25 protein-coding genes and 2 pseudogenes are annotated in these 24,090 nt (G+C 65.7%); 22 read left to right on the top strand and 5 right to left on the bottom strand.

Features of this window, described 5'->3' with window-relative positions:
* Positions 1-44 precede the first annotated feature (44 nt).
* The 14 genes and pseudogenes from rpsP to ACWD0Y_RS00400 all read left to right on the top strand — a co-directional run bounded on the left by rpsP (position 45) and on the right by ACWD0Y_RS00400 (position 8,821).
* A complete protein-coding gene (gene rpsP, locus ACWD0Y_RS00465; RefSeq protein ID WP_093798808.1) occupies positions 45-491 on the top strand; it encodes a 30S ribosomal protein S16 in 447 nt (148 codons plus the stop codon).
* Positions 492-493: 2 nt separating this feature from the next.
* The gene (locus ACWD0Y_RS00460; RefSeq protein WP_003980229.1) at positions 494-733 is read left to right on the top strand and encodes an RNA-binding protein; all 240 of its coding nucleotides are present in this window, start codon (positions 494-496) and stop codon (positions 731-733) included.
* 91 nt (positions 734-824) lie between these two features.
* Positions 825-1,406: a ribosome maturation factor RimM gene (gene rimM / locus ACWD0Y_RS00455; protein WP_450258272.1), complete on the top strand. Its 582-nt coding sequence runs from the start codon at positions 825-827 to the stop codon at positions 1,404-1,406.
* Complete coding sequence (gene trmD / locus ACWD0Y_RS00450; RefSeq protein WP_450258271.1) at positions 1,403-2,224, top strand: tRNA (guanosine(37)-N1)-methyltransferase TrmD; 822 nt, start codon at positions 1,403-1,405, stop codon at positions 2,222-2,224. Before rimM ends, trmD begins: the two co-directional genes overlap by 4 nt.
* Positions 2,225-2,355: 131 nt before the next feature.
* On the top strand, positions 2,356-2,706 hold the full coding sequence (rplS, locus tag ACWD0Y_RS00445) for a 50S ribosomal protein L19 (protein WP_344499839.1): 351 nt from the start codon (positions 2,356-2,358) through the stop codon (positions 2,704-2,706).
* 45 nt (positions 2,707-2,751) lie between these two features.
* Positions 2,752-3,513 carry a signal peptidase I gene (lepB, locus tag ACWD0Y_RS00440; RefSeq protein WP_450258270.1) on the top strand — a complete coding sequence of 254 codons (762 nt, stop codon included), beginning with the start codon at positions 2,752-2,754 and terminating at the stop codon, positions 3,511-3,513.
* Complete coding sequence (lepB, locus tag ACWD0Y_RS00435; RefSeq protein WP_450258269.1) at positions 3,506-4,552, top strand: signal peptidase I; 1,047 nt, start codon at positions 3,506-3,508, stop codon at positions 4,550-4,552. Before lepB (ACWD0Y_RS00440) ends, lepB (ACWD0Y_RS00435) begins: the two co-directional genes overlap by 8 nt.
* Positions 4,482-5,390 (top strand): signal peptidase I, encoded by a 909-nt coding sequence (gene lepB, locus ACWD0Y_RS00430; RefSeq protein ID WP_450258339.1) that lies wholly within the window; start codon positions 4,482-4,484, stop codon positions 5,388-5,390. The genes lepB (ACWD0Y_RS00435) and lepB (ACWD0Y_RS00430) overlap by 71 nt, the downstream gene beginning before the upstream one ends.
* A 50-nt stretch (positions 5,391-5,440) precedes the next feature.
* Entirely contained in the window at positions 5,441-6,172 is a 732-nt protein-coding gene (gene lepB, locus ACWD0Y_RS00425) for a signal peptidase I (protein ID WP_450258268.1), read from the top strand.
* Positions 6,162-6,737, top strand: a complete 576-nt coding sequence (locus ACWD0Y_RS00420) for an NUDIX hydrolase (protein WP_450258267.1) — start codon at positions 6,162-6,164, stop codon at positions 6,735-6,737. The genes lepB (ACWD0Y_RS00425) and ACWD0Y_RS00420 overlap by 11 nt, the downstream gene beginning before the upstream one ends.
* A gap of 56 nt (positions 6,738-6,793) precedes the next feature.
* Positions 6,794-7,102, top strand: coding sequence for a DUF2469 domain-containing protein (locus ACWD0Y_RS00415; RefSeq protein ID WP_003993268.1), 309 nt, complete (start codon positions 6,794-6,796; stop codon positions 7,100-7,102).
* Positions 7,103-7,184: 82 nt separating this feature from the next.
* Positions 7,185-7,553, top strand: a complete 369-nt coding sequence (locus tag ACWD0Y_RS00410; RefSeq protein ID WP_450258266.1) for a YraN family protein — start codon at positions 7,185-7,187, stop codon at positions 7,551-7,553.
* A pseudogene (locus ACWD0Y_RS00405) lies at positions 7,553-7,714 on the top strand (magnesium chelatase domain-containing protein); the annotation flags it as partial. The gene ACWD0Y_RS00410 and the pseudogene ACWD0Y_RS00405, both read left to right, overlap by 1 nt.
* Positions 7,715-8,233: 519 nt before the next feature.
* Entirely contained in the window at positions 8,234-8,821 is a 588-nt protein-coding gene (locus ACWD0Y_RS00400; protein WP_450258265.1) for a hypothetical protein, read from the top strand.
* A gap of 55 nt (positions 8,822-8,876) precedes the next feature.
* On the opposite strand, the gene ACWD0Y_RS00395 is transcribed toward ACWD0Y_RS00400, so the two are convergent.
* On the bottom strand, positions 8,877-10,028 hold the full coding sequence (locus tag ACWD0Y_RS00395; RefSeq protein WP_450258264.1) for a hypothetical protein: 1,152 nt from the start codon (positions 10,026-10,028) through the stop codon (positions 8,877-8,879).
* Between the two features lie 9 nt (positions 10,029-10,037).
* Positions 10,038-11,147 carry an ImmA/IrrE family metallo-endopeptidase gene (locus tag ACWD0Y_RS00390; RefSeq protein WP_450258263.1) on the bottom strand — a complete coding sequence of 370 codons (1,110 nt, stop codon included), beginning with the start codon at positions 11,145-11,147 and terminating at the stop codon, positions 10,038-10,040.
* 404 nt (positions 11,148-11,551) lie between these two features.
* On the opposite strand from ACWD0Y_RS00390, the gene ACWD0Y_RS00385 reads away from it, so the two are divergent.
* Positions 11,552-13,225: a hypothetical protein gene (locus tag ACWD0Y_RS00385; RefSeq protein WP_450258262.1), complete on the top strand. Its 1,674-nt coding sequence runs from the start codon at positions 11,552-11,554 to the stop codon at positions 13,223-13,225.
* Between the two features lie 113 nt (positions 13,226-13,338).
* Here ACWD0Y_RS00385 and ACWD0Y_RS00380 read toward each other — a convergent pair whose 3' ends face one another.
* Both ACWD0Y_RS00380 and ACWD0Y_RS00375 read right to left on the bottom strand, forming a co-directional pair.
* A complete protein-coding gene (locus ACWD0Y_RS00380) occupies positions 13,339-14,340 on the bottom strand; it encodes a DNA-processing protein DprA (RefSeq protein ID WP_450258261.1) in 1,002 nt (333 codons plus the stop codon).
* Between the two features lie 207 nt (positions 14,341-14,547).
* The gene (locus ACWD0Y_RS00375) at positions 14,548-14,865 is read right to left on the bottom strand and encodes a transposase (RefSeq protein WP_450258260.1); all 318 of its coding nucleotides are present in this window, start codon (positions 14,863-14,865) and stop codon (positions 14,548-14,550) included.
* A 180-nt stretch (positions 14,866-15,045) separates the two neighbouring features.
* On the opposite strand from ACWD0Y_RS00375, the gene ACWD0Y_RS00370 reads away from it, so the two are divergent.
* The 3 genes and pseudogenes from ACWD0Y_RS00370 to ACWD0Y_RS00360 form a co-directional block, all read left to right on the top strand.
* The gene (locus ACWD0Y_RS00370) at positions 15,046-15,279 is read left to right on the top strand and encodes a helix-turn-helix domain-containing protein (RefSeq protein WP_450258259.1); all 234 of its coding nucleotides are present in this window, start codon (positions 15,046-15,048) and stop codon (positions 15,277-15,279) included.
* 233 nt (positions 15,280-15,512) lie between these two features.
* Complete coding sequence (locus tag ACWD0Y_RS00365) at positions 15,513-15,761, top strand: hypothetical protein (protein ID WP_450258258.1); 249 nt, start codon at positions 15,513-15,515, stop codon at positions 15,759-15,761.
* Between the two features lie 23 nt (positions 15,762-15,784).
* Positions 15,785-15,886: pseudogene (locus ACWD0Y_RS00360) on the top strand (IS5/IS1182 family transposase); the annotation flags it as partial.
* Positions 15,887-15,941: 55 nt separating this feature from the next.
* Here the strand turns inward: ACWD0Y_RS00360 and ACWD0Y_RS00355 are convergent.
* On the bottom strand, positions 15,942-16,799 hold the full coding sequence (locus tag ACWD0Y_RS00355; RefSeq protein WP_450258257.1) for a hypothetical protein: 858 nt from the start codon (positions 16,797-16,799) through the stop codon (positions 15,942-15,944).
* 190 nt (positions 16,800-16,989) lie between these two features.
* Here ACWD0Y_RS00355 and ACWD0Y_RS00350 point away from each other — a divergent pair, with 190 nt between their 5' ends.
* The 4 genes from ACWD0Y_RS00350 (at position 16,990) to ACWD0Y_RS00335 (ending at position 24,065) form a co-directional block, all read left to right on the top strand.
* Complete coding sequence (locus ACWD0Y_RS00350; RefSeq protein ID WP_450258256.1) at positions 16,990-17,877, top strand: hypothetical protein; 888 nt, start codon at positions 16,990-16,992, stop codon at positions 17,875-17,877.
* A 205-nt stretch (positions 17,878-18,082) separates the two neighbouring features.
* Positions 18,083-20,125, top strand: coding sequence for an ATP-binding protein (locus ACWD0Y_RS00345; protein ID WP_450258255.1), 2,043 nt, complete (start codon positions 18,083-18,085; stop codon positions 20,123-20,125).
* Positions 20,126-20,343: 218 nt separating this feature from the next.
* Positions 20,344-21,546, top strand: coding sequence for a hypothetical protein (locus tag ACWD0Y_RS00340; protein ID WP_450258254.1), 1,203 nt, complete (start codon positions 20,344-20,346; stop codon positions 21,544-21,546).
* Between the two features lie 827 nt (positions 21,547-22,373).
* Entirely contained in the window at positions 22,374-24,065 is a 1,692-nt protein-coding gene (locus ACWD0Y_RS00335; RefSeq protein ID WP_450258253.1) for a hypothetical protein, read from the top strand.
* Positions 24,066-24,090 lie beyond the last annotated feature (25 nt).

Below are 24,090 nucleotides of genomic sequence, written 5' to 3'. Positions count from 1 at the left end.
CTTGTTGTGCCCCACCACGTCATAGACCAGGAGACACCACTCCAGTGGCAGTCAAGATCAAGCTGAAGCGTCTGGGCAAGATCCGTTCGCCTCACTACCGCATCGTCGTCGCCGACTCCCGTACCCGCCGTGACGGCCGGGCCATCGAGGAGATCGGTCTGTACCACCCGGTGCAGAACCCCTCGCGCATCGAGGTCAACTCCGAGCGTGCCCAGTACTGGCTCTCCGTCGGCGCCCAGCCGACCGAGCCGGTCATGGCCATCCTGAAGCTCACCGGCGACTGGCAGGCGCACAAGGGCCTTCCGGCCCCCGCGCCGCTGCTCCAGCCGGAGCCGAAGGCCGACAAGCGTGCCGCGTTCGACGCGTTCGCCAAGGGTCTCGAGGGTGGCGACGAGTCCAAGGGCGAGGCGATCACTCAGAAGGCGAAGAAGGCCGACAAGAAGGCTGACGAGGCTCCCGCGGCCGAGTCCACCGAGTCGACCGAGGCCTGAGCATGCTCGAGGAGGCTCTTGAGCACCTCGTGAAGGGCATTGTCGACAACCCCGACGATGTGCAGGTCGCCTCGCGCACCCTGCGCCGCGGGCGCGTGCTGGAAGTCCGGGTCCACCCGGACGACCTCGGCAAGGTGATCGGCCGCAACGGCCGCACCGCTCGCGCCCTGCGTACGGTCGTGGGCGCCATCGGCGGCCGTGGCATCCGCGTCGACCTCGTCGACGTGGACCAGGTCCGCTGACAAAGTTGACCGCTTTACCTAGATACGCCGGCTCGGGCCGGGGAGGGCTCCAGAGCCCTCCCCGGCCCGTAGTCGTACGACAGGAGAAGAAGTGCAGCTCGTAGTCGCGCGGATCGGCCGCGCCCACGGGATCAAGGGCGAAGTCACGGTCGAGGTACGTACGGACGAGCCGGAGCTTCGGCTCGGACCGGGCGCCGTGCTCGCCACGGACCCGGCCTCCGCCGGACCGCTGACGATCGAGACCGGCCGGGTGCACAGCGGCAGGCTGCTGCTGCGCTTCGCGGGCGTCAAGGACCGTACGGCCGCCGAGGCACTGCGCAACACCCTCCTCATCGCCGAGGTCGATCCGCAGGAGACCCCGGAGGACCCCGAGGAGTTCTACGACCACCAGCTGATGGACCTCGACGTCGTCCTGGCCGACGGCACCGGGATCGGCCGGATCACCGAGATCACCCACCTGCCCTCCCAGGACCTGTTCATCGTGAAGCGGCCCGACGGCAGCGAGGTGATGATCCCCTTCGTCGAGGAGATCGTCGCCGAGATCGACCTGGAGGAGCAGCGCGCGGTCATCACCCCGCCGCCGGGGCTGATCGACGGCAGTCAGGCCGAGGTCGCCTCGTCGAGGGACGAGACCGGTGACGGGAGCGACAAGAGCGGGGACGGCGGCGCATGAGGCTCGACGTCGTCACGATCTTCCCCGAGTACCTGGAACCGCTGAACGTCTCGCTCGTCGGCAAGGCCCGCGCGCGCGGGCAGCTCGACGTCCGTGTGCACGACCTCAGGGAGTGGACGTACGACCGCCACAACACGGTCGACGACACCCCTTACGGCGGCGGTCCCGGCATGGTCATGAAGACCGGCCCCTGGGGAGCCGCCCTCGACGACGCCCTGGCCGACGGCTACGAGGGCGGGGCGCACGGCCCGGTGCTGGTCGTGCCCACCCCCAGCGGCCGTCCCTTCACCCAGGAACTCGCCGTGGAGCTCTCCGAGCGGCCGTGGCTGGTCTTCACGCCCGCACGCTACGAGGGCATCGACCGCCGCGTCATCGACGAGTACGCCACCCGGATGCCGGTGTACGAGGTCTCCATCGGGGACTACGTCCTGGCCGGTGGCGAGGCCGCCGTACTGGTGATCACCGAGGCCGTGGCCCGGCTGCTGCCCGGTGTCCTCGGCAACGCCGAATCGCACCGCGACGACTCCTTCGCGCCCGGAGCCATGGCCAGCCTCCTCGAGGGCCCCGTCTACACCAAGCCGCCCGAGTGGCGCGGCCGTGAGATCCCGGACGTCCTGCTCAGCGGGCATCACGGGAAGATCGCCCGGTGGCGGCGGGACGAGGCGCTGCGCCGTACGACCGCCAACAGGCCGGACCTCGTCGAGCGCTGCGATCCCGCGGCCTTCGACAAGAAGGACCGCGAGATGCTGAGCATCCTCGGCTGGCGGCCCGGACCCGACGGCCGATTTGGGCGTAACCCCGAGGCCGTGGAAGAATGAGCCGCTGCTGTACGTCCGGCGTGCGCCCCTGCCACAGGGGGAACGACGCCCGCCCGACGCGGACAGCACCCCGAAACTCTCTTATCGAATTCCGTCGATGACCTGTGGCATCGGCGAGGAAGCAGACTCACATGTCCAGCCTTCTCGACTCCGTCGACTCCGCATCGCTGCGCACCGACCTTCCCGCGTTCCGTCCCGGTGACACCGTGAACGTCCACGTCCGCGTCATCGAGGGCAACCGCTCGCGTGTGCAGCAGTTCAAGGGCGTAGTCATCCGCCGCCAGGGTTCGGGCGTCCGCGAGACCTTCACGGTCCGCAAGGTCTCCTTCTCCGTCGGCGTCGAGCGCACCTTCCCGGTGCACAGCCCGATCTTCGAGAAGATCGAGCTCGTCTCCCGCGGTGACGTCCGTCGCGCGAAGCTGTACTTCCTCCGTGAGCTGCGCGGCAAGGCCGCGAAGATCAAGGAGAAGCGCGACCGCTGATCGCGGACTCGGCTCCTGGGACCGGCCGGATAGGCTCACGTCCCGATGGACACCGAACCACACGACACGGAGCGCGACCGCTCCTCCGGCCCCGCAGCAGGGGAGGAGGAGGGGCCGCGCTCCGTGCGTTTTCTCGACGCCCCGTGGCGCAGGCCGGCCCTGCTGGGCCTCACGTGCACGGCTTTCCTGCTGCTGTTCAGCACCTTCGTGATGCAGCCCTTCCTGATCCCCAGTGGCTCGATGCAGCCCACCCTCGCCGTCGGCGACCGGGTGCTCGTCAACAAGTTGGCGTACCGTTTCGGATCCGTGCCGCTCCGCGGTGACGTGGTCGTGTTCGACGGCACCGGGTCCTTCGTGCGCGAGGAGCCGGCCGGGAACCCGGTCGCCGGGCTGGTGCGGTGGGCGGCCGCGGCCGTGGGGCTGGCCCAGCCCGCCGAGACCGACTACATCAAGCGCGTGGTGGGTGTGGGCGGCGACCGGGTCGTGTGCTGCGACAAGCGGGGGAGGGTCGAGGTGAACGGCCGGCCGGTGGACGAGGAGTACCTGTACCCGGGCGACGCCCCGTCGCAGGTTCCGTTCGACATCGTCGTACCGCGGGGCACGCTGTGGGTCATGGGCGACCACAGGTCGCACTCCCGCGACTCCCGCGACCACCTGGGCGAGCCGGGCGGCGGCATGGTCCCCGTCGAGAAGCTGGTCGGGCGGGCGGACTGGATCGGCTGGCCGGTGGGCCGCTGGACCTCGCTGGACGGATCCCGTGCCTTCACGCGCGTCACCGCGCCCGGTCCGGCCGGGTCCCATGGGTAACCGCGGGCGGTCACGGGCGAGCCACCGTGCGGACACCCGGCTGCCGACGGGTACGCGGCCGACGGACGGGCCCGCGCTGCCGGGCAGGGCGGAACGGCGCAAGCTGGCACGGCGGGTGAAACGGCGGCGGCAGCGGTCGGCCGTGAAAGAGATACCGATCCTCATCACGGTGGCGCTGCTGATCGCGCTCGTGCTCAAGACCTTCCTGGTGCAGGCCTTCGTGATCCCGTCCGGCTCGATGGAGCAGACGATCCGGATCGGCGACCGGGTGCTGGTCGACAAGCTGACACCGTGGTTCGGGTCGAAGCCGCAGCGCGGTGACGTCGTGGTCTTCAAGGACCCCGGCGGCTGGCTGCAGGAGGAGGAGACCGGCGTCAAGGACGATCCGGTGGTCGTCAAGCAGGTCAAGGAAGCCCTGACGTTCATCGGACTGCTTCCGTCCGAGGACGAGCAGGACCTGATCAAGCGGGTGGTCGCGGTCGGCGGGGACACCGTCAAGTGCTGCGACAAGGACGGGCAGGTCACCGTCAACGGCGTACCGCTCGCGGAGCCGTACCTGAATCCCGGCGACCGCCCCTCCGAGCTGGAATTCGATGTGGTGGTGCCCGCCGGGCGGCTCTTCGTGATGGGGGACCACCGGTCGAACTCCGCCGATTCCCGCTTCCACCTGGACGAGGAGTTCCAGGGCACGGTCGGGGAGGAGGAGGTCGTCGGGCGGGCCGTCGTCATCGCGTGGCCCTTCGGGCACTGGCGGAAGCTGGGGGAGCCCGGGACGTACGCGACGGTCCCTGACGCGCGCGCCGGGGCGGCCTCGGCGGCCGGACCGTCGAATAGGGTGTCGTCCCAGGATCCGAACGCGGTGATCCTGCTCCCGACCCCTGCGGAACTCCCGCTCGTTATGGGAGTGGTGGGCCTGCGCCTGACATGGCGCGGGCGGTGGAACGGAGTGAGGAGTGGATGTGGGGGATTTGGCGGTCGGCGCACGATCCGAACGCGACGAGCCCGAGGAACGACCGGAGTCACCCGCAGCCGTGACTGATGACGCACGAGGCGAAGACACGAACAGCAACAGCGCAGGCACCAGCAGCCACGGCAGCGGCAGCGCGGACCCGAAGAAGCCGCGTTCGTTCTGGAAAGAGCTGCCGCTGCTGATCGGCATCGCGCTCCTGCTCGCCCTGCTGATCAAGACCTTCCTGGTGCAGGCGTTCTCCATCCCTTCGGACTCGATGCAGAACACCTTGCAGCGGGGCGACCGGGTGCTGGTCGACAAGCTGACACCGTGGTTCGGCTCGGAGCCGCAGCGCGGCGAGGTCGTGGTGTTCCACGACCCGGGCGGCTGGCTGGAGAACACCGCGGCGCCGGAGCCGAACATCGCCCAGAAGTTCCTCAGCTTCATCGGCCTGATGCCGTCCGCGGAGGAGAAAGACCTGATCAAGCGGGTCATCGCGGTCGGCGGGGACACGGTCGAGTGCAAGAAGAACGGGCCGGTCGAGGTGAACGGGAAGGCGCTCGACGAGAAGTCGTTCGTCTTCCCCGGCGACACCCCGTGCAACGACGAGCCGTTCGGACCGCTCAAGGTGCCCGACGGCCGGATCTGGGTGATGGGCGACCACCGGCAGAACTCGCTGGACTCGCGTTACCACCAGGAACTGCCGGGCCACGGCACGGTCTCGAACGACGAGGTCGTTGGGCGCGCCGTCGTGGTGGCGTGGCCGATCGACCGCTGGTCCGCGCTGTCGGTTCCCGACACCTTCGACCAGCCGGGGCTGAGCGCGGCCGCGATGTCCGCGACGCCCGGTGCGCTGGGGCTCGCGGGAGCGGTGCCGCTGGTGCTCTGGCGCAGGCGGAGGCTGACCGGCGGGCGTACCGCCGGGTAGGGTGCCGCTCGGATCAGCGATTTTCGATCTCCGAGGCGGGGAGCGCTGCGATGAGCGGAACAGGACGTACAGAAGGCGGCCGCGGCCGGCTCGGCAACACATTGTCCGGGCTGGCCGCGGCCGTCGGCTGTGTGCTCTTCCTCGGCGGCTTCGCCTGGGGAGCGGTGCAGTACAAGCCGTACACGGTTCCGACCGATTCGATGGCCCCCTCGATCAAGGCGGGGGTCCGGGTGCTCGCCCAGCGCATCGACGGCGGTGAGGTGCGGCGCGGAGACGTGGTCGTCTTCACGGACCCGGTGTGGGGCGATCTGCCGATGGTCAAGCGTGTGGTCGGGGTCGGCGGCGACAGGATCGCCTGCTGCGGCGAGGACGGACGGCTCACGCTGAACGGCAAGCCCCTTGACGAGCCGTATCTGCGGGACGGGGAGCCGGCGTCGACCACCCCCTTCACCTCCGAGGTGCCCGAGGGGCACCTCTTCCTGCTGGGTGACGAGCGGCGTACGTCGGTGGACTCGCGGGGGCATATCCAGGACGCTGCGAAGGGAACGGTTCCGGTGAGCCGTGTGGACTCGCGCGTGGACGCCGTGGCCTGGCCGCCGGGCGGGATGATCGACCGGCCGGCGACCTTCGCGGCACTGCCCGGCGGGGTTTCGGCGCCGGGGCCGGTCGCCCCCGTGCTGGCCGCTGTGGTGGCGGGCGTGGTGCTGATCTTCGGCGGGGCGGCGTACGGGCCTGTCGCGCAGCGGGTCGGGCGGAGCAAGGCGGGTACCGGTGGACGGTGAGGTGACGGTGGAAGCGGAAAAGACGGCGGCGGGAGCGCAGGCGGAACCGGCGCCTCGGGCGGAGGCCGGGCCGGAGGCGCGGACGCGGCTCCGGAAGGTCGCGCGGGTGATCCTGCTCGACCCGGACGACCGCGTCCTGCTGATGCACGGGTACGAGCCGGAGGACCCGGCGAACACCTGGTGGTTCACCCCGGGCGGCGGGCTCGAGGGCGACGAGACACGGGCCGAGGCCGCGCTGCGCGAACTCGCGGAGGAGACGGGGATCACAGAGGTCGAGCTCGGCCCGGTGATCTGGCAGCGGCACTGCTCGTTCCGGTTCGACGGGCGCCGCTGGGACCAGGACGAATGGTTCTACCTCGCCCGTACGGCGCAGACCGAGACCGCCCTGGACGGGCTGACCGTACTGGAGCGGCGGAGCGTCGCGGGCCTGAGGTGGTGGACCTCCGCCGAACTGTCCGCGACGCGTGAGACGGTGTACCCCATCAAGCTCGCCGGGCTGCTGCGTACGCTGCTCGACGAGGGTCCCCCTGGTACGCCGATGGTCTTGGCCCCGGAAGTCGCATAGGGGCGCACGGGGCTGGCGCACAATAGTGGGGACGCAAGGCTGAAGGGGAACATGCCATGAGCGCCGAGGACCTCGAGAAGTACGAGACCGAGATGGAGCTGAAGCTCTACCGGGAGTACCGCGACGTCGTCGGTCTGTTCAAATACGTGATCGAGACCGAGCGGCGTTTCTACCTCACCAACGACTACGAGATGCAGGTGCACTCGGTCCAGGGTGAGGTCTTCTTCGAAGTCTCCATGGCGGACGCCTGGGTCTGGGACATGTACAGGCCGGCGAGGTTCGTCAAGCAGGTAAGGGTACTCACGTTCAAGGACGTGAACATCGAGGAGCTCAACAAGAGCGATCTCGAGCTTCCGAGTGGCTGAGTTGTCCACAACCGGCGGGTTGTCCACCAAGATCCACTAGCTGGCGGTGATCGCGGCACATTCGGTTCCGGAGGTGGACCGGATGAACGCGAAGAACGCCACAGGAGCTCTCGGCCGGTACGGCGAGGATCTCGCCGCGCGCAAGCTCGTCGAGGACGGTATGACCGTCCTGGAACGCAACTGGCGCTGCCGGGCGGGAGAGATCGACATCGTCGCCCGGGACGGCGACGCACTGGTCGTCTGCGAGGTCAAGACCCGCAGGGCCGGACCGTTCGAGCACCCGATGCAGGCCGTCAGGACCACGAAGGCGGAGCGGCTGCGCCATCTCGCCGAGCGCTGGATGCACGAGCACGGCGGGCCGCCGCCGGGGGGAGTGCGTATCGACCTCGTCGGGGTGGTGCTGCCCCGGCGCGGAGCGCCCGTCGTCGAGCATGCGCGGGGGGTGGCGTGATGGGGTTCGCGCGTACGTGCTCGGTGGCCCTGGTCGGCGTCGAGGGCGTGGTGGTGGAGGTCCAGGCCGACCTGGAACCGGGAGTGGCAGCCTTCACGCTGGTGGGGCTGCCGGACAAGAGCCTGGTCGAGAGCCGGGACCGGGTGCGGGCGGCGGTGGTCTTCCCTGTCAAGTTCATCTGTTCAAGCGTTTCCGCTTCCGAGGGCTCCCGCGGCAGAGTGTCGCGGGGCCTTCAGGGGTAGCTCGAGCGAGAGCGACCGGCCGGCGCCGTGGTGGGATCCACAAGCGCAATCGAACATGTGAGTGAATCTCGATGGGATGCCTTACGATCGGACGAGTCGCAGTCGGGTCGGCAACCCGTCAAGCCCGAGCATTGCGGTGCGGCTCCTAGCCGGATTAGGGTCGGCGTGGCGATCTTGGTCTGGTGAGAGCCCTCCGCGCTAGCCTGATGGCGAGGGCGCTGCTTGATTTCCGTGTCCTTACGCGGGCTGGCTCGGTTAGGGCTATGTTGCCGAACGGCCTAGGTGGGCTTCTGAGGAGCGGCTAGAAAGGTCGGGGCTCAGTCGCGCCTGAAGGCGGTTACACGCTTCTGGTGCGTGAGTCAGGGCCCCTCGCGGGGCCAGGGTTTCGGGTGAGGACGGGATTGAGTCATGGCGGTTGCGGCGCGAGGACCAGTCGATGTGCTCTCCAAGTCGGTTCCGTCGGGCACGCTGATCCCGCAAGAGTCAAAGTTGCAGGCCGTGAACGCCTTCGGCGTGCAGGCCGTCGTCGCCTATCGACGCGACACTGTCGAGTGCAAGAGGCGCACTGCCGTAGGGATGCCTCCGTTGACCCGGCCAGACGTGCTGGATCTCCTCATGGGGCTGCCTGAGGGTGAGGCTGTGCCCGTCAGCACTTTGAGTGGGTCTGAGCAGCGCGCGCTCAAGGCGACGCCAAAGGGTGCGGTCGCCCAAAGCAACCGAACCGTGACGAGGCAGGCTGTCCAGCCCCTGCGCGTTGATCTTGCCATCGTGCCTGGCAGGGGCTGGGAATCGGCAATGGAGAAGGCGGAGCTCTTCACTCCGTTCTGTGCGCGTGCGGTACTTGTCGAGCGCCCCTTGCGTCGCAGGGATAACGCGATGCTGCAGGCGGACTTTTACGGCATCGGCCTCTTGGCTCTGGTTGGCAATGAGCTGGACGTCCTGGTTCCGCCACGGCCTTTCGTGAAGCGCCGCCACACCGTCGCTGGCTGGAAATTCCTCGAAGACCTGTACACCCAGCTGGCTTAGTGACGCGCGGCGACCCCACCTGACACGTCTCTCGTACGTGGCCGGAGCGACCATGCTAGGAAGCAGGCAGCGTCGCCCATGCCGCCAAGGGCGGCGGCGGCTGGAAGCCTCTCTTCGCTGAGAGCCCGATTCGCTGGTTCTCGAGCGGGTAGCGGTTGATGGCAGCTGCACACTTTTCCTGCCACCAGGTCTTCCGCTTTGGACCGGCTTCGTAGCCGGCCATCTCGCCAACCCACGTGCTCCAGATGAGGATGTTGTGGTCCTCGGCTTCGACACGTGTCTCGCCATCAGTCTTGAAGAAGCGGTCGAGTCCACGCCCGTTGCACACCTCGCAGAGGCACGTCGCCGGCTCCGCGTTTGCGTAGCGGTTCGCGAGCGACTCGGCGCCCTTGAAGCACATGAGCTCCGGCATCAAAACGTTCGGGTATACCGGACCGTTTGGCTTGCTGACCTTAGCCCGCTCGCCGGGTGCCACGCTGTGTCGCACAGAGCTTGAGACGCCGATCCCGGCGCAGAGGGCGCCGTGGGCCATCGCGTCGAGGGCTGCCAGGTCTGTCCGCAGCATCATCATGTCCTCGACCTCGGAGATGACGCGGCGGAGGTTTGCAGGGATGACCTTTGCATGCTGCAGCGGATCGAACTGGCCGACCAGTACAAGGGCCTTCGGCTGGTTGATGCGCTTACAGGCGGCGATGAGCTGGCCGACGCGCTCGTTGCCGAGCCAAGTAACGTCGACAGGCAGGGTCACGATCGTGTCAACGCGCTCGATGCGTTGTGCTGCGCGGATTACCGCTTTCAAGGGCTTGGATGCTCCGGGGGCGATGTAGCCCGTGGGTGTCAGGGCGGCGCTTGCCCCTGCGGCCTTCTGGAAGCCGAGCGTGTCATCGAGGGTCGCGAACATCAGGTCTTGAGGCAGGAGGAACGGCTCGTCCTCGGTCGCCGCGTAGGTTGTGTACGGGGCGCTGTCGATCAGCATGGTGCCGGTGAAGCCCGCCTCGGTCCGAAGCTTAAACGCGCGGGTCTCGGCGTTGTCCCCAGTCATCACTACGCCACCGAGGTAGCTGTCGATCGCCTCGCGCTGACGCGGGATGAAGCGCGAGTGCTCGTGCAACAACACACGTCCCGCCAGGATCGGAGTTGCGGGGACGCTGGCATCGAGTACCCGCAGAGCAGGCGGGCGCTGTCCGAAGGGTGCGGGGTTGCTCAAGAGGTCACCTCACAGGTGGGCCGGAGTCGCAACGGCCCCGGACGAAGAGGAAGCACACAAGTAGATCTCGTGGAACTCCTCGTGACCCAGGCCAGCCAGATGGGCCGCATGGGTCAGGTCGAGGTGGTGCTGTTGCTCAAGCCGGGTTACGACCCGAGCGATGTGGCGCGGGGTCTCGCGCTGAACGGTGACGGGTTCGACTGTTCGGTAGCCGAGTGCTGACATTTCGACCATGAGGTTGCGGTATTGCCACTCGCTGACGACCCCGAGGGAGAGCGCCCGCCTGATGAGCGCGGCCATCGAGACGCCCCACCTGGTCTTGAGTTCCATGAGCCGCTGCAAGTCAACGCCCGGCTTGAGCTCGGGGAAGATCGCATCGTGCGGCATGAGGAACTCGGCCGCAAAGAGGTCGGCCTGCTGTTCCTGGAGGCGCCCATCTCCCGGTTCGGTGTGCATCACGACATGCCCTAGCTCGTGCGCCAGGCTGAAGCGGAAACGGTCACCGGGTGCGGTCGAGTTGAGTAGGAAAAGTGGTGGGCTGCCATCCGGCCACTGGCTGACGGCGTCCAGATCCGCCGTTCCCAGGTCCCGGACGACCACCGAGGCGCCAGCACCCTCTATCACCGACACAAGGTCGTCGATGGGACCGCGGCTGATGCCCCACTCTTCACGCAGTGCGGCAGCCGCATCCTCTGGGGTGTCTAGGTCGTCAATCTCGATATGCCGGAAGCCGTGGTTGCCGAGGTCGGTCAGCGGCGCCGTGAGTGACTCAACCTGCAGGCGAGTCAACGTCAGTGTCGCGTGGATGCGACGGAGGCTCGTGGCTCCCATCGAGGCACGCTTCCGGTGGTGGACCAAACCAACACCAACGCCGTGAGTGTCAGTGGTGCGGCATAGCATTTGAGGCGTGTATCCGAGAGCTTCCGCGTACAGGGCGAGGCGATCGTCCTTCACCTGAAGGCGGCCGGCTTCGGCTCGGCTCACGTAACCCTGGGAGACCCGGTTGATGCCGTCAAGACGCGACATCGCGATAGCGAGGTCTGCTTGCGTCATCCCTCGGGATTCCCGAGCCAGCGCAAGCATGGCGGGCACGGCTACCAGGTCCTTGTGAGCATCCATCGGCCACCCTCCCATCCTCAGGCTCTCCGCCCAGTATACACGCGATCATTCCTCACTCTAGCGCTCCAAAATATTCCAAAGCCAATGCACTGTCTGGGCGCAGCACCAGAGCGGTGATCGCTCGTCGTGACGGTGCGGGGCGACGTGTCGCCGATCGGTCGAGGGGCGCTGTGCAGCCGGCCGGAGCAGTCCTGCGGTCGTAACGCTTTCCGTCGTATCTGCGCATCGGCATAAGCACGGACCAGCGGCTGCGCTTCGAACACGAACCGGTCGCCGCGCGACCGGGCGAGCTCCGCCGGGTCGGGACGCCCTAATCCCGCCCCCAACGTCCAATTGATGCGGGATCATGTGAGCACCAAGCGGATGTATCGCCCTGCGACGGCAGGGTGGGGTGGGCGGGTGCAGTGGCGAACAAAGTGCAGGCAGTGGTCTTCGACTACAAGGCCGTGTTCCAAGCGGGGACGACAAGCCCCCACCCGGACATAGCCCAGCTGCTCCGCGTTCTCGACCAGCAGGGGGTGGACTGGGTCCTGATGACGACGCAGTCGATCGACGCCGCCGCGCTCTGCTCTGCGGCCGGGTTGTCACAGCCTGCACTCCACCTCTCGCAGGAGGACATCCCCGGCCGCAAGAACCGGGGCAGCGGACTGTGGCTCGACCAGGCAGCCGAACGGCTCGGCCTCCGCAAGAACCAGTTGGTGATCGTCGGTACCACGGAGTGGGACTGGATGACCGGCATCAACGCCGGGGTGCTCTACTTTCACGCCCGCTGGGCGAGCGCTCTCGGCAGGACGATCGACGCCCTGGGCGCGGACGACCCGGCCCACCTCTACTGGTGGCTCGAGCGGCACCTCCTCCACGAGCCGGAGTGGATCTTCGCCCTGGACGACGCCGAGCGTCGGCTCCGGGTGCGCTCGCTGTTCCAGCCCGACGAGACCTTTCCCGGCACCAGCCCCTCCTCCTTCAACCTGAAGACCGTCTTCACCTATGACAAGGAGGTGACCGTCGGGGACGGGAGCGCTCGCGACATCCTGATGGTGCACCTGCTCTGCTCGGCCTATCTGGACGGCTCGCTGCCCAACCGCGCCTGGTTCTGCGTCTACCCCAGCAGCACCCCCGGCCGGGTGAACGACCAGCTCGCCGAGTTCCTTGAGGTCGCCAAGGTCATGGTGGGCTCGTACTACAGGGGAGACCTGCTGGTCCGGGCAAGCCAGGCGACGGACACCAGCCTTGCCCGCGCCAACGGGCGGCACGGCACCGTCTCGATTGCCACCCAGGCCACCACCGTCCACCTCAACCCGAAGTATCGGAACACCGTCAGGGGAAAGACGGTCATCGTCTTCGACGACTTCACCACCGAGGGCATGAGCCTGGACTGGGCCAGGAACCTGCTCGCCAAGGCCGGCGCCAGCCGGATCATCGGCGTCACCATCGGCAAGTACCGCAAGCCCTACACACTGTTCACCCCGCGGCCCGGCGTCACGATCAACGCCTTCGCCCCCAACGCCCTCACACCGGCCGACTTCACCACCGAGTACCTCTCCCCAGGCTTCGGCACAGGGCCCGGCGACCTGCTCCGCGACACCATGAGCAGGCTCATCGCCGGAGACACGGGCATGCCCGACATCGGACGCGGCCCCGCCAGCCAGCCGCGGATCGCAGTTCCGAGGGTGGTGCCCGCGAACGCGCCAATTGCCGGGGGCCGTCCCGTACCCGCCGGCCGCCGCGAACCGATGCGCACCTACAAGAACGGGCGCCAGCGCCACATCGGCGACATCCTGAACCAGTTCGCCACCGACGAACTCGTCACCTGGCACGGGGAGTACCTCTACCCCGTGGGGAAGCACTCCAGCATGGCGCTGTGGTGGATATCCCGCTGGGGCGGCCCCGAGCAGTGGTACAGCAGTCGGGAGGCCGAGGAGTTGATCAGCCAGGTGTGCAATGACGAAGGCATCATCTGGGAGCCCGTGCAGCCGAACTACGGTGAGACCGAGCGGCTCGAGGCAGTACGGCGCATTGAGCACCGCCGGCGGGCGTTCAAGCGTATTCAAGAGCGCCGCCGGGCGGCGGGTGACTGAACTGGCTCTCCGCTGCCTGGGTTCCGTTCGCAACAGGGCGCCACGAGATGGGCGCGGACGGAGCCCGGAAGCCGGAGGCAGCCGCAGCCTGTAGCGGTGGGACGGAGCTTCTGCTACAGGTCGGCGATCGTGAGCTGGTGGTACGGCTCCTCTGTCTGAGCCGGCGCGGCGGGCGCCGAGTCCAGCTGCCCCAGGACGTCATCCAGCGTCGCCACCACGACCGCCCGGCCGGCGGAGACCATCTTGGCGGCCCAAGATTCCTGCGCGACCAGCGACCGCAGAAGGAAGACGCGTTTGCCGTGTTCGTACGCGATCCTCGCCTGCATCTTGGCACCGGAGGTCTTGGACGCCTCGATCACGATGCTGCCCAGGGCGCTCCCGGACGTGACCACATTACGCCTGGGAAAGGTCCACCTCGCCGGTTTCGACAAGGGCCAGAACTGGGAGAACAGCGCTCCGCCCTCACGGACGATCCGCTTGGCCAGCACCTTGTTCGCCGCGGGGTAAACCTTCGATGCGATGCCGTGGCCCAGGACCGCCACCGTCCGGCCCCCGGCGTCCAGCGCCGCCACGTGCGCGGCGGAGTCGATCCCTAGCGCCAAGCCGGAGTACACGGCGACATCCGCCGCGACCAGGCCCTTCGACATACGTTTCGCGCGGCTGATTCCGTCCTCGGTCGCACCGCGTGTGCCGACGACGGCCACGGAGCGGCGGTCGGCGTCCGACAGATCGCCCAGGTAGAAGAGGAAGGGGGGCCTGTCGGGGACGAGCCGGAGGTTCGCAGGGTAGGCGTCGTCCAGCACGGTGACGATCCGTGCGCCGGCCAGCTCCGCAGCTTCCAGCTCGATGGCCACGCGCTCGCGGGCCTCCGCGAGATGGGCGAGGGCGGTTCGCAGGATCGGCAGGCTCTCTCGGGCCGCCTCGGACTGCTCCCGGATGTTCCCCTCGAGCGTTGCGTCGATACCTGCTGCGCTTTCGCAGGTGCGGGCCAGCAGGCTCCAGTCCACGGACTTGTCGTTGACGCGAAGCGCGCACAGCGCCAGCAAGCCCCGATGCGCCTCAGAGAGCTCGCCGGGCAGTCCGCCCTGTCGGGCGGAGACAGGAGGGGATGCCATGATCGTTCCTTCTACTCGCGGCCCGAAGCTGTTCGAAGGGCGGTGCGGTACTACCTGGGCCTGCTGCCATCATGGCGTACCCGCCCACAGGGCTCCAGCCAGCGCACCGATCGACCCGGCCGATCGCCGCACATTGCGCAGTGGCCGGTCGGCCAGGCGAGGTCTCGATCTCAGCTGGGCAGCGAGAGAAGGGGGCAGGGGGCGGCGTCAGCGTGACTGGGCGACCTGAAGCTCTGAGGCAAACATCAGTGTGGCGGCCTTAAGAACGGCATTGGCATGACGCAAGTCCCGGACTTCGCGCTCCAGCTCGCGTAGCTGATCGTCGCCTGGAGCCTCAACCGGGGGCTCACGACGGATCGCCTCGGCCTTCTTAACCCAATGCCGGAGGACCTCGGGGTGAATCTTCATGAGGTCGCCGACAGTACCGACCACGCCAATCCGGTCCGGATCCTGTGCGCGGATGTCGAGCACCATGCGCACGGCACGTTCCATGACCTCGGGCGGATACCTGCGCTGAGCGGGCACGTCGCTACCTCCAAGCCGTTCGGCGCGGTCGGCCAACTGTCTCGGACCAACTTACCGGGCTGCCTCCGCACGCCACGGAAAGGATTATGCACAACTGTTCATGGTGGTCAAGGAGGCGCGGGTGATCAAGTCGATGCCGTGTCTCCGCCTCCGCCCGATCCCGTGCTCCATACGTTTGGAATGCACCTTCGGCGCATGCGCGAGGATCGCGGTATGTCCTTGGAGGAGCTGGCGGCCCATAGCGGCTTGAGCTTCCGAGGAGTGGTCTACATCGAGCACGGCCAGCGCAATCCAAGCTTGACAACCTTGATCAACCTTTCACACGGCCTGCACGTGCAACCTTCCTGCCTGCTGGCGGTCTTCGACGTCGAGCAAGGGACTTCTCCGGAGGCTGGCACCCCGGGGCAAGATTGAGGCGATGAACCATGACTACTCACACGGAGTCGAGGCCTACACGGGCCACTGCCCTCTAGCGAGCCATTCGAGCTGGCTGCCACCGGGATGGCACCACATCACCCAACGTTGATCAAAGCTTGCTCTCGGCCGCGTTTGAGGCCCCTCTTCGAGCGGCGCAATTATCCACAGGCACGCATGTTCCCGTGATCATCGCTTTACTGTGGCCGCATTGTGGACCGCAAGGGGGCGTTATGCACAAGCACGGGATGGTGTTCGAGGAGATGGCCATCGAGGTGATGGCGGAGCTGCCGACGGCGGAGGCGCGGCGCGAGGTGCTGGCGCTGATTGGGCAGGTTCGTCGGGCGCCGCGGGCGTTCCCCGATGTCCGCGATCCTGGGTCGGTCGAGGAGATCCGGGAAGCGTTCGGCGCCCGCTGCTGGGTGCAGTACATGCCGCACGCGGGCGCCGTCGAGGTGCGCGAGATCGGGTGGTGTGGTTGATGGGCTCAGGGGGACAGGAAGTAGTTGAACGGCTGTGGATCGTCGGCGGCACTCCCATCCCGGTCCGTGACCGCAAGGTCGAAGCGTCCTCGCGTGACTACCGGTTCTCGGCGAACGTGCAAGTCGGCGGGATTGATCGGGCCCATCTAGGAGCTCGGGAACTGCACACTCGTCTCCGAATCAGTTCTGCCACTCGTGCAGCAGCCCGCCGGCCATTAGGAGAGTGGAGTACGCGTCAACTTTGGTCGTCTCGGCCGTCTCGGGGTGTGCCCCGAGGTCGCACATGAACTTGAGCGCACGCCGCACCTGTTCGGCACGCGGCAAGTAGCCGACCTTGGTCTTGTTAGCTTCCCTGCGGAGCGTCTTGAACGCCGCCTCCACATCGGTCGCTTCGTCCTCTTCGTCAGCTGTCTTTCCGACGAGCGCCGCAAGCGACTGGCGGAGCGCTTCCACCGTCAGCCGCCACTCCTGCTTGAGGTACTGCTTCTCGGCATCGCGGTAGTAGTCGAGAGCCACCTTGAACTCATCCGACCGGTGGGCGTCCGGTGCGTCCAACTCGATCAGCAGCAGGCGGCGGTACTGCATCTGCTCAAGGATCGCTGCCCAGTCGCTTTGAGTGAGCTCGCACTCGATACTGCCGACCCCGATGCGTTCGAGGTTGCCGTCGTTCATGGTCGTGCCGGTGAGCTGCAAGCGGAACTTCATCCCGCCCGTGCGGTACTCCTCGATGACCTGGAGCTGTTGGTGGTCGACATCGGCCACCAGCACGAAGTTCGTGGTGGCCGCCAAGCTGTGCAGGGTGACCGGCGAGTCCTCAACCGCAAGCTGTCTCAGGTAGCCATTTGTCGATCCGAGTCCTTCCGCGAACAGCCTGCCCTCGAACCACAGCGGCTTCTGAGCCGCCACTTCATCGCGGCAAGAGGCTTCGACGTGGAATCGAAGCTGCTTCACTCCAAGCCCGCTGCAGCCTTGCACCCTCTTAAGATCGAGTCGCACCGCGTTGTTCGCCCAGCCGATGTTGACCCATGCCTCGTTCATGATCGTCCTCTCGTTGTTGGTGGAGACGAACGTTCCAGGATCGGGAGGACGCGGATACAGGTCAACTGAGTTGCGACAAAGTGGCGGTAACACTATGCGCCGCACCTTGTGCACCTCGACCAGCGGGGCACCAGCCACGCCCACTTGATCTGCGCAACCTAGCTGCGCAGGACGTACGAGCTATGCAGTAATGGCCACCGTGGATCTCAACTCGCTGCGCAAGCTCGTAGAAGGCCAGCTCCTCCGCATGGAGGGCAACCCCTTCCAAGACTGCATGGATCGGTTCGGCCTGGAGCTGTACCCCGGTGACTACCAACCGGTGCGGGCTGCAGGACCGAAGGGCGACACCAAGAACGATGGCTACTGCCCGAAGGCTCGGGTGTTTTTCGCCGCGCACGCGACGCGTGGCGAGCGGATCGACAAGACCAAGGCGAAGATCCGCGGTGACTTGGAGGGCTGCCTCCAGGAGCACCGTGACGTGAAGGTGTGGCGCTTCCTGACCAACGACACGTTGCCGGGTGAGGTCGACCAGTTCATCGACAACGAGCTTCGTCCTCGATATCGGGGCGTCACCATCGAGGTGTGGGGTCTCAAGACACTTGCCGCCGAGATCACCAAGCTCAAGCGAGAGCAGGTGGACAGGATCATCGACGTCGTCTCGGAGGACGAGCCTGAGTTTGAGGTCGTACGGCTCAGCTATATGAAGACAGGCCGTGACCTCTGGCCGATCCTCTCCAACTGCCATGGATGGCTCGACACCATCGAGCCGGACGACTGCACCGATGATGAGCAGGACCTCATAGACGAGGCGGTTCAGTCCTTCCGGGACTGGAGCGAGATCTCGCTCGACGTCGAGGTCTCTCGCTCTGGAGTGCGTGATGCCCAACGCAGTATTACAGCCCTCCTCGAAGAGCTGAAAGGCAAAGGGCTCACACTCTTCGCCGGAACAAAGGAGAACCAGCCCTTTGCCGGGGGTGCATTCTTGGGAAGTGCGGCAGTCTTCAAGATCGACCGGATGGGCGGTGAAGGCGGCACAACTACCAGTGACTTATCAACTACGCACGACCGACGGCAATGAAGTGAGTATGTTCAGAGAGGGCCATCCCACGCCAATACTCCCAGCGTTCGACGACATACGATTTCCTCTCGACGGGCTGAGCAGCGGCACCGACGCCTCTGGGACAGCGAGGACGGCCTGTCGTGTATGTCGCGCGCGGCGCATGGTCGCACATCATCGGGAAGGCGACATAGGACGGAACGGGTTCAGCCGGTACGGTCTGCGCATGTCTATGGGGGAGAACGAAACAGACGGGGCGCCGCTGAGAGGAGTCGGCCTGACAGGCGTCGGGGTGCCGGCGCAAGCAGGGCCGCAGGCGGTCGAGTTCCAGCTCGAAGTCGGAGAGCGGAAGATTCTCCACTTCGCCCGCAAGCCTCAGATCGGGGCCGTGGCAGAGCTGGTGTGGAACGCTCTCGATGCGAACGCCACCCGGGTCGACGTCGAGCTGCGCCGCACGAGCATGCAGGCCATCTCCGACATCGTGGTGACCGACAACGGGGACGGCATCACCGCGGAACGGGCCCGCAGCTCCTTCCGTGATTTTGGCACGACCTGGAAGGCCGGCCGGACACACACTGAGGGCGGCACGCGGATCATGCACGGCCGCAACGGCGAGGGACGTCTGTTCGCCTTCGCCCTGGGAGACCGGTTCACGTGGGAGTCTGTGGCCGAGGCCGACGGATCCCTCACCGGGGTGCGGATCGCCGGCAGCGCCGACCACGCAACCATCTGGCAGGTCAAGGAGACACCGCCCGCCCGCGCGGGAACGGGCACGACCGTGCGCATCGAGGTCCCGCAGGGCAAGACGCTGCGCAGGCTTGAAAGTGACGACGCCGCCGCCAACCTCACCGCGAAGCTCGCGTTCTACCTCCGCGCCTACCCCGATGTCGTCGTCACCTTCGACGGCGAGCGGCTCAACCCGAGCGACATCATCGTCGGCGCCCCCATTGATCTCCGCCTCAATCTCCCGCAGGACTACGCGCAGGACGATCCCGCCCCGGTCGTCACGTTCGTGGAGTGGAACCAGCGGATGAGCGACCGCAAGATGCTCATCTGCAACGCCGAGGGCATCGCCTTGTACGACCACGGCCGGGAATGGTCCGACAGCATCGTCAGCTTCACCCCCTACCTGCGGTCCAACCGGTTCAACACCACGTCGGTCGATGATCTGCACATGCTGCCCATGACGCACGCGGGCCTCCTGGACGCTGCCGAGAAAGCCATCCGGGAACACCTGGCCCAGCGAAGCGCCGAGATCTCCGCCGAAGTCGTCCGCCAGCTCAAGGACGAGGGCATCTACCCCTACCCAGAGCGTGCCGCCAGCCGGATCCAGCAGATCGAGAGCCAGGCCTTCGACGTGGTGGTGACCGTCGCCCGCCACGCGCTTCCCGATAAAGGAGCGGCCCGGCAGCTGTCCGTCGACCTCATCCAGACCGCACTGGAGAGCAGTCCCGGCGACCTGCACAAGATCCTCGAAAAGGTCCTGTCCCTGAGCGATAACGACCGGCGCCACCTGGCCAATCTCCTCGGCAGCACCGACCTGAGCCACGTCATCGGCGCGGCTACCACGGTCACCAACCGCCTGAACTTCATCGGCGGCCTGCGCAAGCTCCTCGCCGACGACCAACTACGCAGAGACCTCCGCGAAGTCGACCAACTCCACCCCATGATCGCCCAGAACCTCTGGCTCTTCGGCGAAGACTGGACCATCGCCCGCACCGAGGTGGGCCTCACCAACGTCCTCCAGGCCCACTTGGACGAACTGGGCGACGATGTGGCCTTGGAGACCCAACTCGACGCCATCGAGCGCGAGGACGGCCGCAGCGGTCGTGTGGACATCCTGCTGTTCCGTAGCCGGCGTGACGACAGCTCCACCGAGCGGATCATCGTCGAGCTCAAACGACCGACGGTCCAGGTCGGGAAGAAGGAACTTGACCAGATCAAGTCCTACGCCCGGGCTGTTATCGACAACCCGCAGTACCGCGGCGTGGACTGCAAGTGGCGCTTCTACCTCATCACCTACGACTACGCGCCGACGATCCTGCGGGACATCAGGCAGAGGGACAAGCCGGAAGGACTCTGCGACGACCAGGAAGACTACGAGGTCTGGGTCAAGAGCTGGGGCGAGATCCTGGACTCGGCGGAGAAGAAGCTCCTCTTCTTCCAGCGCCAGCTGGACTACGACGCCACCGACGAGCGCGTGACACAGCATCTGCGCGACAGCTACGCACACTTCATCCCCGACACCCTCCACCGGCCGGCCCCGTAGACGCTCGTTGGACCGGGACCACGACGAGCAGGCTGGCCGCCGCTGACGGGCCGGATTCCCCCAGAGCGCCGGGACGGCCCACAGGGGTATTCGAGCACGGCAGCCACCGGCCGTTGCGACGTGACCGGGGGTTGACGAAGCGGCGGACGGATCCGATTGCACAACGGCGGTTCGGGCGACAGCATGCTTTCGCCGAGGAACAGGAACGGAAGAACACCATGGGTTCAGGGCAGTCGAACTCGCGGGCCAACTTCACTGACGCGACAAAGCGCACGTTGGCGTTGAGGGCGGCGTTCCGCTGTTCCAACCCCAGCTGTGAAGCACTCACCATCGGCCCCGGGGCAGGGAACTCCGACGTCGAGATGACCGGCACGGCGGCACACATCTATGCAGCGGCTCCCAATGGCCCACGCGGCACCGGCGGCCTGACCGACGCCCAGCGCCGCGCCCCACTCAACGGCATCTGGCTCTGCGCCCGGTGTGCCCGCCTCGTCGACACCAATGCCGGTGGAGCCTATCCGGTATCTCTGCTCCGGGGGTGGCGCGACCTCCACGAGGCCCGCATACGGATGGAGCACGGCGGGGTATCCCACCCGTTCGGATGGATTCACTCCATCGAAATCCTCGACGATGTCTGGCTGGCGGAACCGACAACGGTGCGCTTCTCCCGCTGCAACGTATTCATCGGCGACAATGGTATGGGCAAGACGCTCTTCCTGTCCCTGCTGTCCGGCCTGGCCTGGCCTTCACGGATCATGGAGCGGGCGAGCCGCCCGGACTCGACGGTGCACGCGGCCATCAACTGGTACGACCCGCAGCCGCGCCGCGCCGAATTCAGGGCTGAAGGCGAGCAACTGCACTTCTCAGCCGACGGAACCGCCGTGCCCTTCGTCCCCCAGCCATACCGGATAGTGCACCTCTCGCCTGATAGCTGGCGAGATGCTCCGCGTGATGTCCGCGAACTCGGGAACATGGTCGGGCTTGATCACTGGGCCGTGCGGAAGCTGATTGTGCAGATGCCGGAGATCGTCGGCGGAGCGGTCAAACGGGCATGGGTTGAAGGCGAGCAGATTCATGCCCAGTACGTCAGGGGCAGCGAGGTCGTCGTCGACCGGGGGCCACGTCGCGGGCTGGATGCGATCGTGGCCCTCGAAGTCCTCGTCGCTCTTGCGGAGACCTATGCCCGCACCCAGCCGACCCTCCTCCTGATCGACGCCCTCTACCGGGGCACGGCTGCCGAATTCGACCATGCAACCGAGCTCCTCAGCTCGTCCACGCGGGGGATTCAGACCGTGGCGACCTCCGCACGCTCTTCACCACGCCTTTCCCCAGAGTGGACAGTGACGCGCTTCGTACTCGAACCGGACGCGACACGCATCCCCCTCAAACGCTGGGCACGGCTGGTCCAGGACGAGGCGTAGCCATGGCCGAAGTCCCGGCCCTCACGACCGCGAAGCGAGGCACCTCCCACCGCGCCGACAGCCGCCGCACTGAACCGCCGACGCGCTGCGGCCCTGCGTTCCTACGGGCCACCACCCGAGAGGCGCGAGCTGTATGACAGGGCTGCAACCAATCCAGAAGCCCAGCGCAAGGCAGACGAAGAGCGAAAAGGGAACAACGTGTTGCGCGAGAACGCGGACCTGGCTGGAAAGCCCTGACTGAGGCGGTTATAGCGGAACTCGACTCACCACGCTTCTGCAACCTGGAGTAGCGGAGGACGCCCTTCAAGAGGCGCACGATCAAGCATTTACAGGGCAACGCCTGACGCTAGTCAGTCACCAACTGGAAGTCGAGAACGACCGGTTTCGTGGCCTGCAAAGCCGCGAACGAGCAGATGTAGTGGCTCTGCCCGTCCCTCTCGTTCGCGGTCGCTTAGGAATCAGAATAGGTTAGCCCCCGAAATGCCACAGGCTCGCATTTGAACGGTCTCCAGCCCCCCATCCGTTGTGGAGCGGGTGACAGCCAGTGTCACACGTAGCTCACGCCAGGAGGCAGCGCCGGAAGCAGTGGACCGATGATGCTCGCTGGCACTAGGTCAGGGTCGTCACAAGATCGCGGACGCGAGCCTGTCCCGGTGGGGCTGAGCAAGCAGATGCCAGTGGATCCTCCTGGATCCGATGTGACCTGCACGTACGACTTCGTAGTTCGAAAACTAGGCGCATGACACGACTGTTGCGTGATAAGTGAACTCTTGCACGGCCCGATGGCCGTGCGCTCCACAGCGGACGAAGCTGGGAAGGCTGGCGTAGTGAGCATCGAAGACATCAAGGCATTCGAACGATCTCTCGATCGAGAAATGCAGAGCAGGGACATCTTTAAGATGTCAGCCACGTCGGTCCTTCGTAACGCCTTTGGCATGATATCGGTTCTCGACTCTGAGGGGACTGAGGAAAGCGCCTTGGCCGGCACTCTCAGAAGAGGTCTCGACATTGCGCTCCCGATCCTGATCAAGGGTGATGGATCAGGTGATGAGGTCGACATCAGAAAAGTGATCGACGATTTGACGTTCCTGTCGCACTACTACCTCATCAGAGAGTACTTGTACTACAGTCACATTTCGCCTGGCTCCTTCTCGTGGAGTTTTGAGGGAAATCATGTAGCCATTGAGTTCTCCGACCCCTCCATCCCGCGGCAGTTCTCTCAAGGATGGAATACCGCCTTTCTGGATCTAATCGAGATGCACCGGCAAGGTGTAGAAGACCCCGAGATCGAAGACCTCTTGCGAGGCAAGGAGGAATTTGGCGACGGTGAGCACCTCAGTAGGGCATTCGAGTCAACGCTCGCCGAAGCCAAAGTGCGAGCCAGCCTGAAGTTTGACCTGCTGGACGCAGCCGGTGCTGACATCTCCCTGAAGGGATACACCTACGAGAGCTTCCGGCGGGTATATGAGTATCTTCTCGCCAAAGCTCTTTATCACCGATATTTCGCTAGGGCGAATTCCACGTGGCCTGTTTTTCAGTTCCCGAAAGAGGGGCTTGTGCGGGAGCTAGCGATCGGCACTGAATTGGCTGAGTCAGATATCCGGACCGTTCTTGGTGATCTGACATATTCGCCAGACGCGAAACATCAGCCGATGTACTTCAGTATCGTTGACCACCCTGGGCTTTCAGAATTTCTGATGACCGCCGAAAGTATCATCAGTGAAGACATTCCCGCACACCTACTAAGAGTCCAGGCGGGCCGAGATCCAAACTGGTTCCTTTCTCGCATCAGCAACCCGCTTGGAGACGAGTTCGTCGATCGGCTGGCATCTCTATTCGAGGCGATCGGGTTCCTCGTTCAGAAGAACGTTCCCCTCTCTTCGGTCGATCCAAAGGCCCCAGACATTGACTTGCTGGTTGTTTCGCGTGAGGAGACCCTCGGGTACTTTGTCTTCGCCATCGAGGCAAAGGCGACGCTTCCCGCATACTGGGCAAAAGATTATCTACGGGCCCTGAATAAGGGCGGTCTCTCAAAAGCCTTTGATCAGGTAGATAGCGTCGTCAAGGCGCTCGCATCGGATGGCGGGTCGGAACTGCTCGTCGAGCGCGTCCTTTCCATGGACCCAGAGCCACTTGACGATGGGCACATTGTTCTCAAGAGCCTCATTGTGACTTCGCAAAACTCGGGTATGTTCTTCGAAGAAAAGAGCTCAAAGGTCTCAATCATTGACCATCGAACCCTCGGGCAACTACTACAAGCCAGCGACGGCGATGTCGTCTATATTGGCAAAATGCTTCAGGCTATCCGCGAATCCCGCAATCCGAAAGTAGCGAAGGTGAGAGTAGAGGTGGAGGGCCTCTCGGTAACGTATGACGCCGTGGCTGACTCGGACCCTATCCTTTTTCCGCTCAATGAGTGGAAATCCACGGGCATGGACATTGAGGTTGCCAGAAGTTTTTTTGAGGACGGTGGTTCGCGTCAAAACCCCTTCGAGGTTCCCAAGAATGCTGACTCTTAGGGCAAGGCGCCCTAGTGAGATGTGG

The sequence above is a fragment of the Streptomyces altiplanensis genome (assembly GCF_053591575.1).
This window is presented reverse-complemented; position numbering and strand designations above follow the sequence as displayed.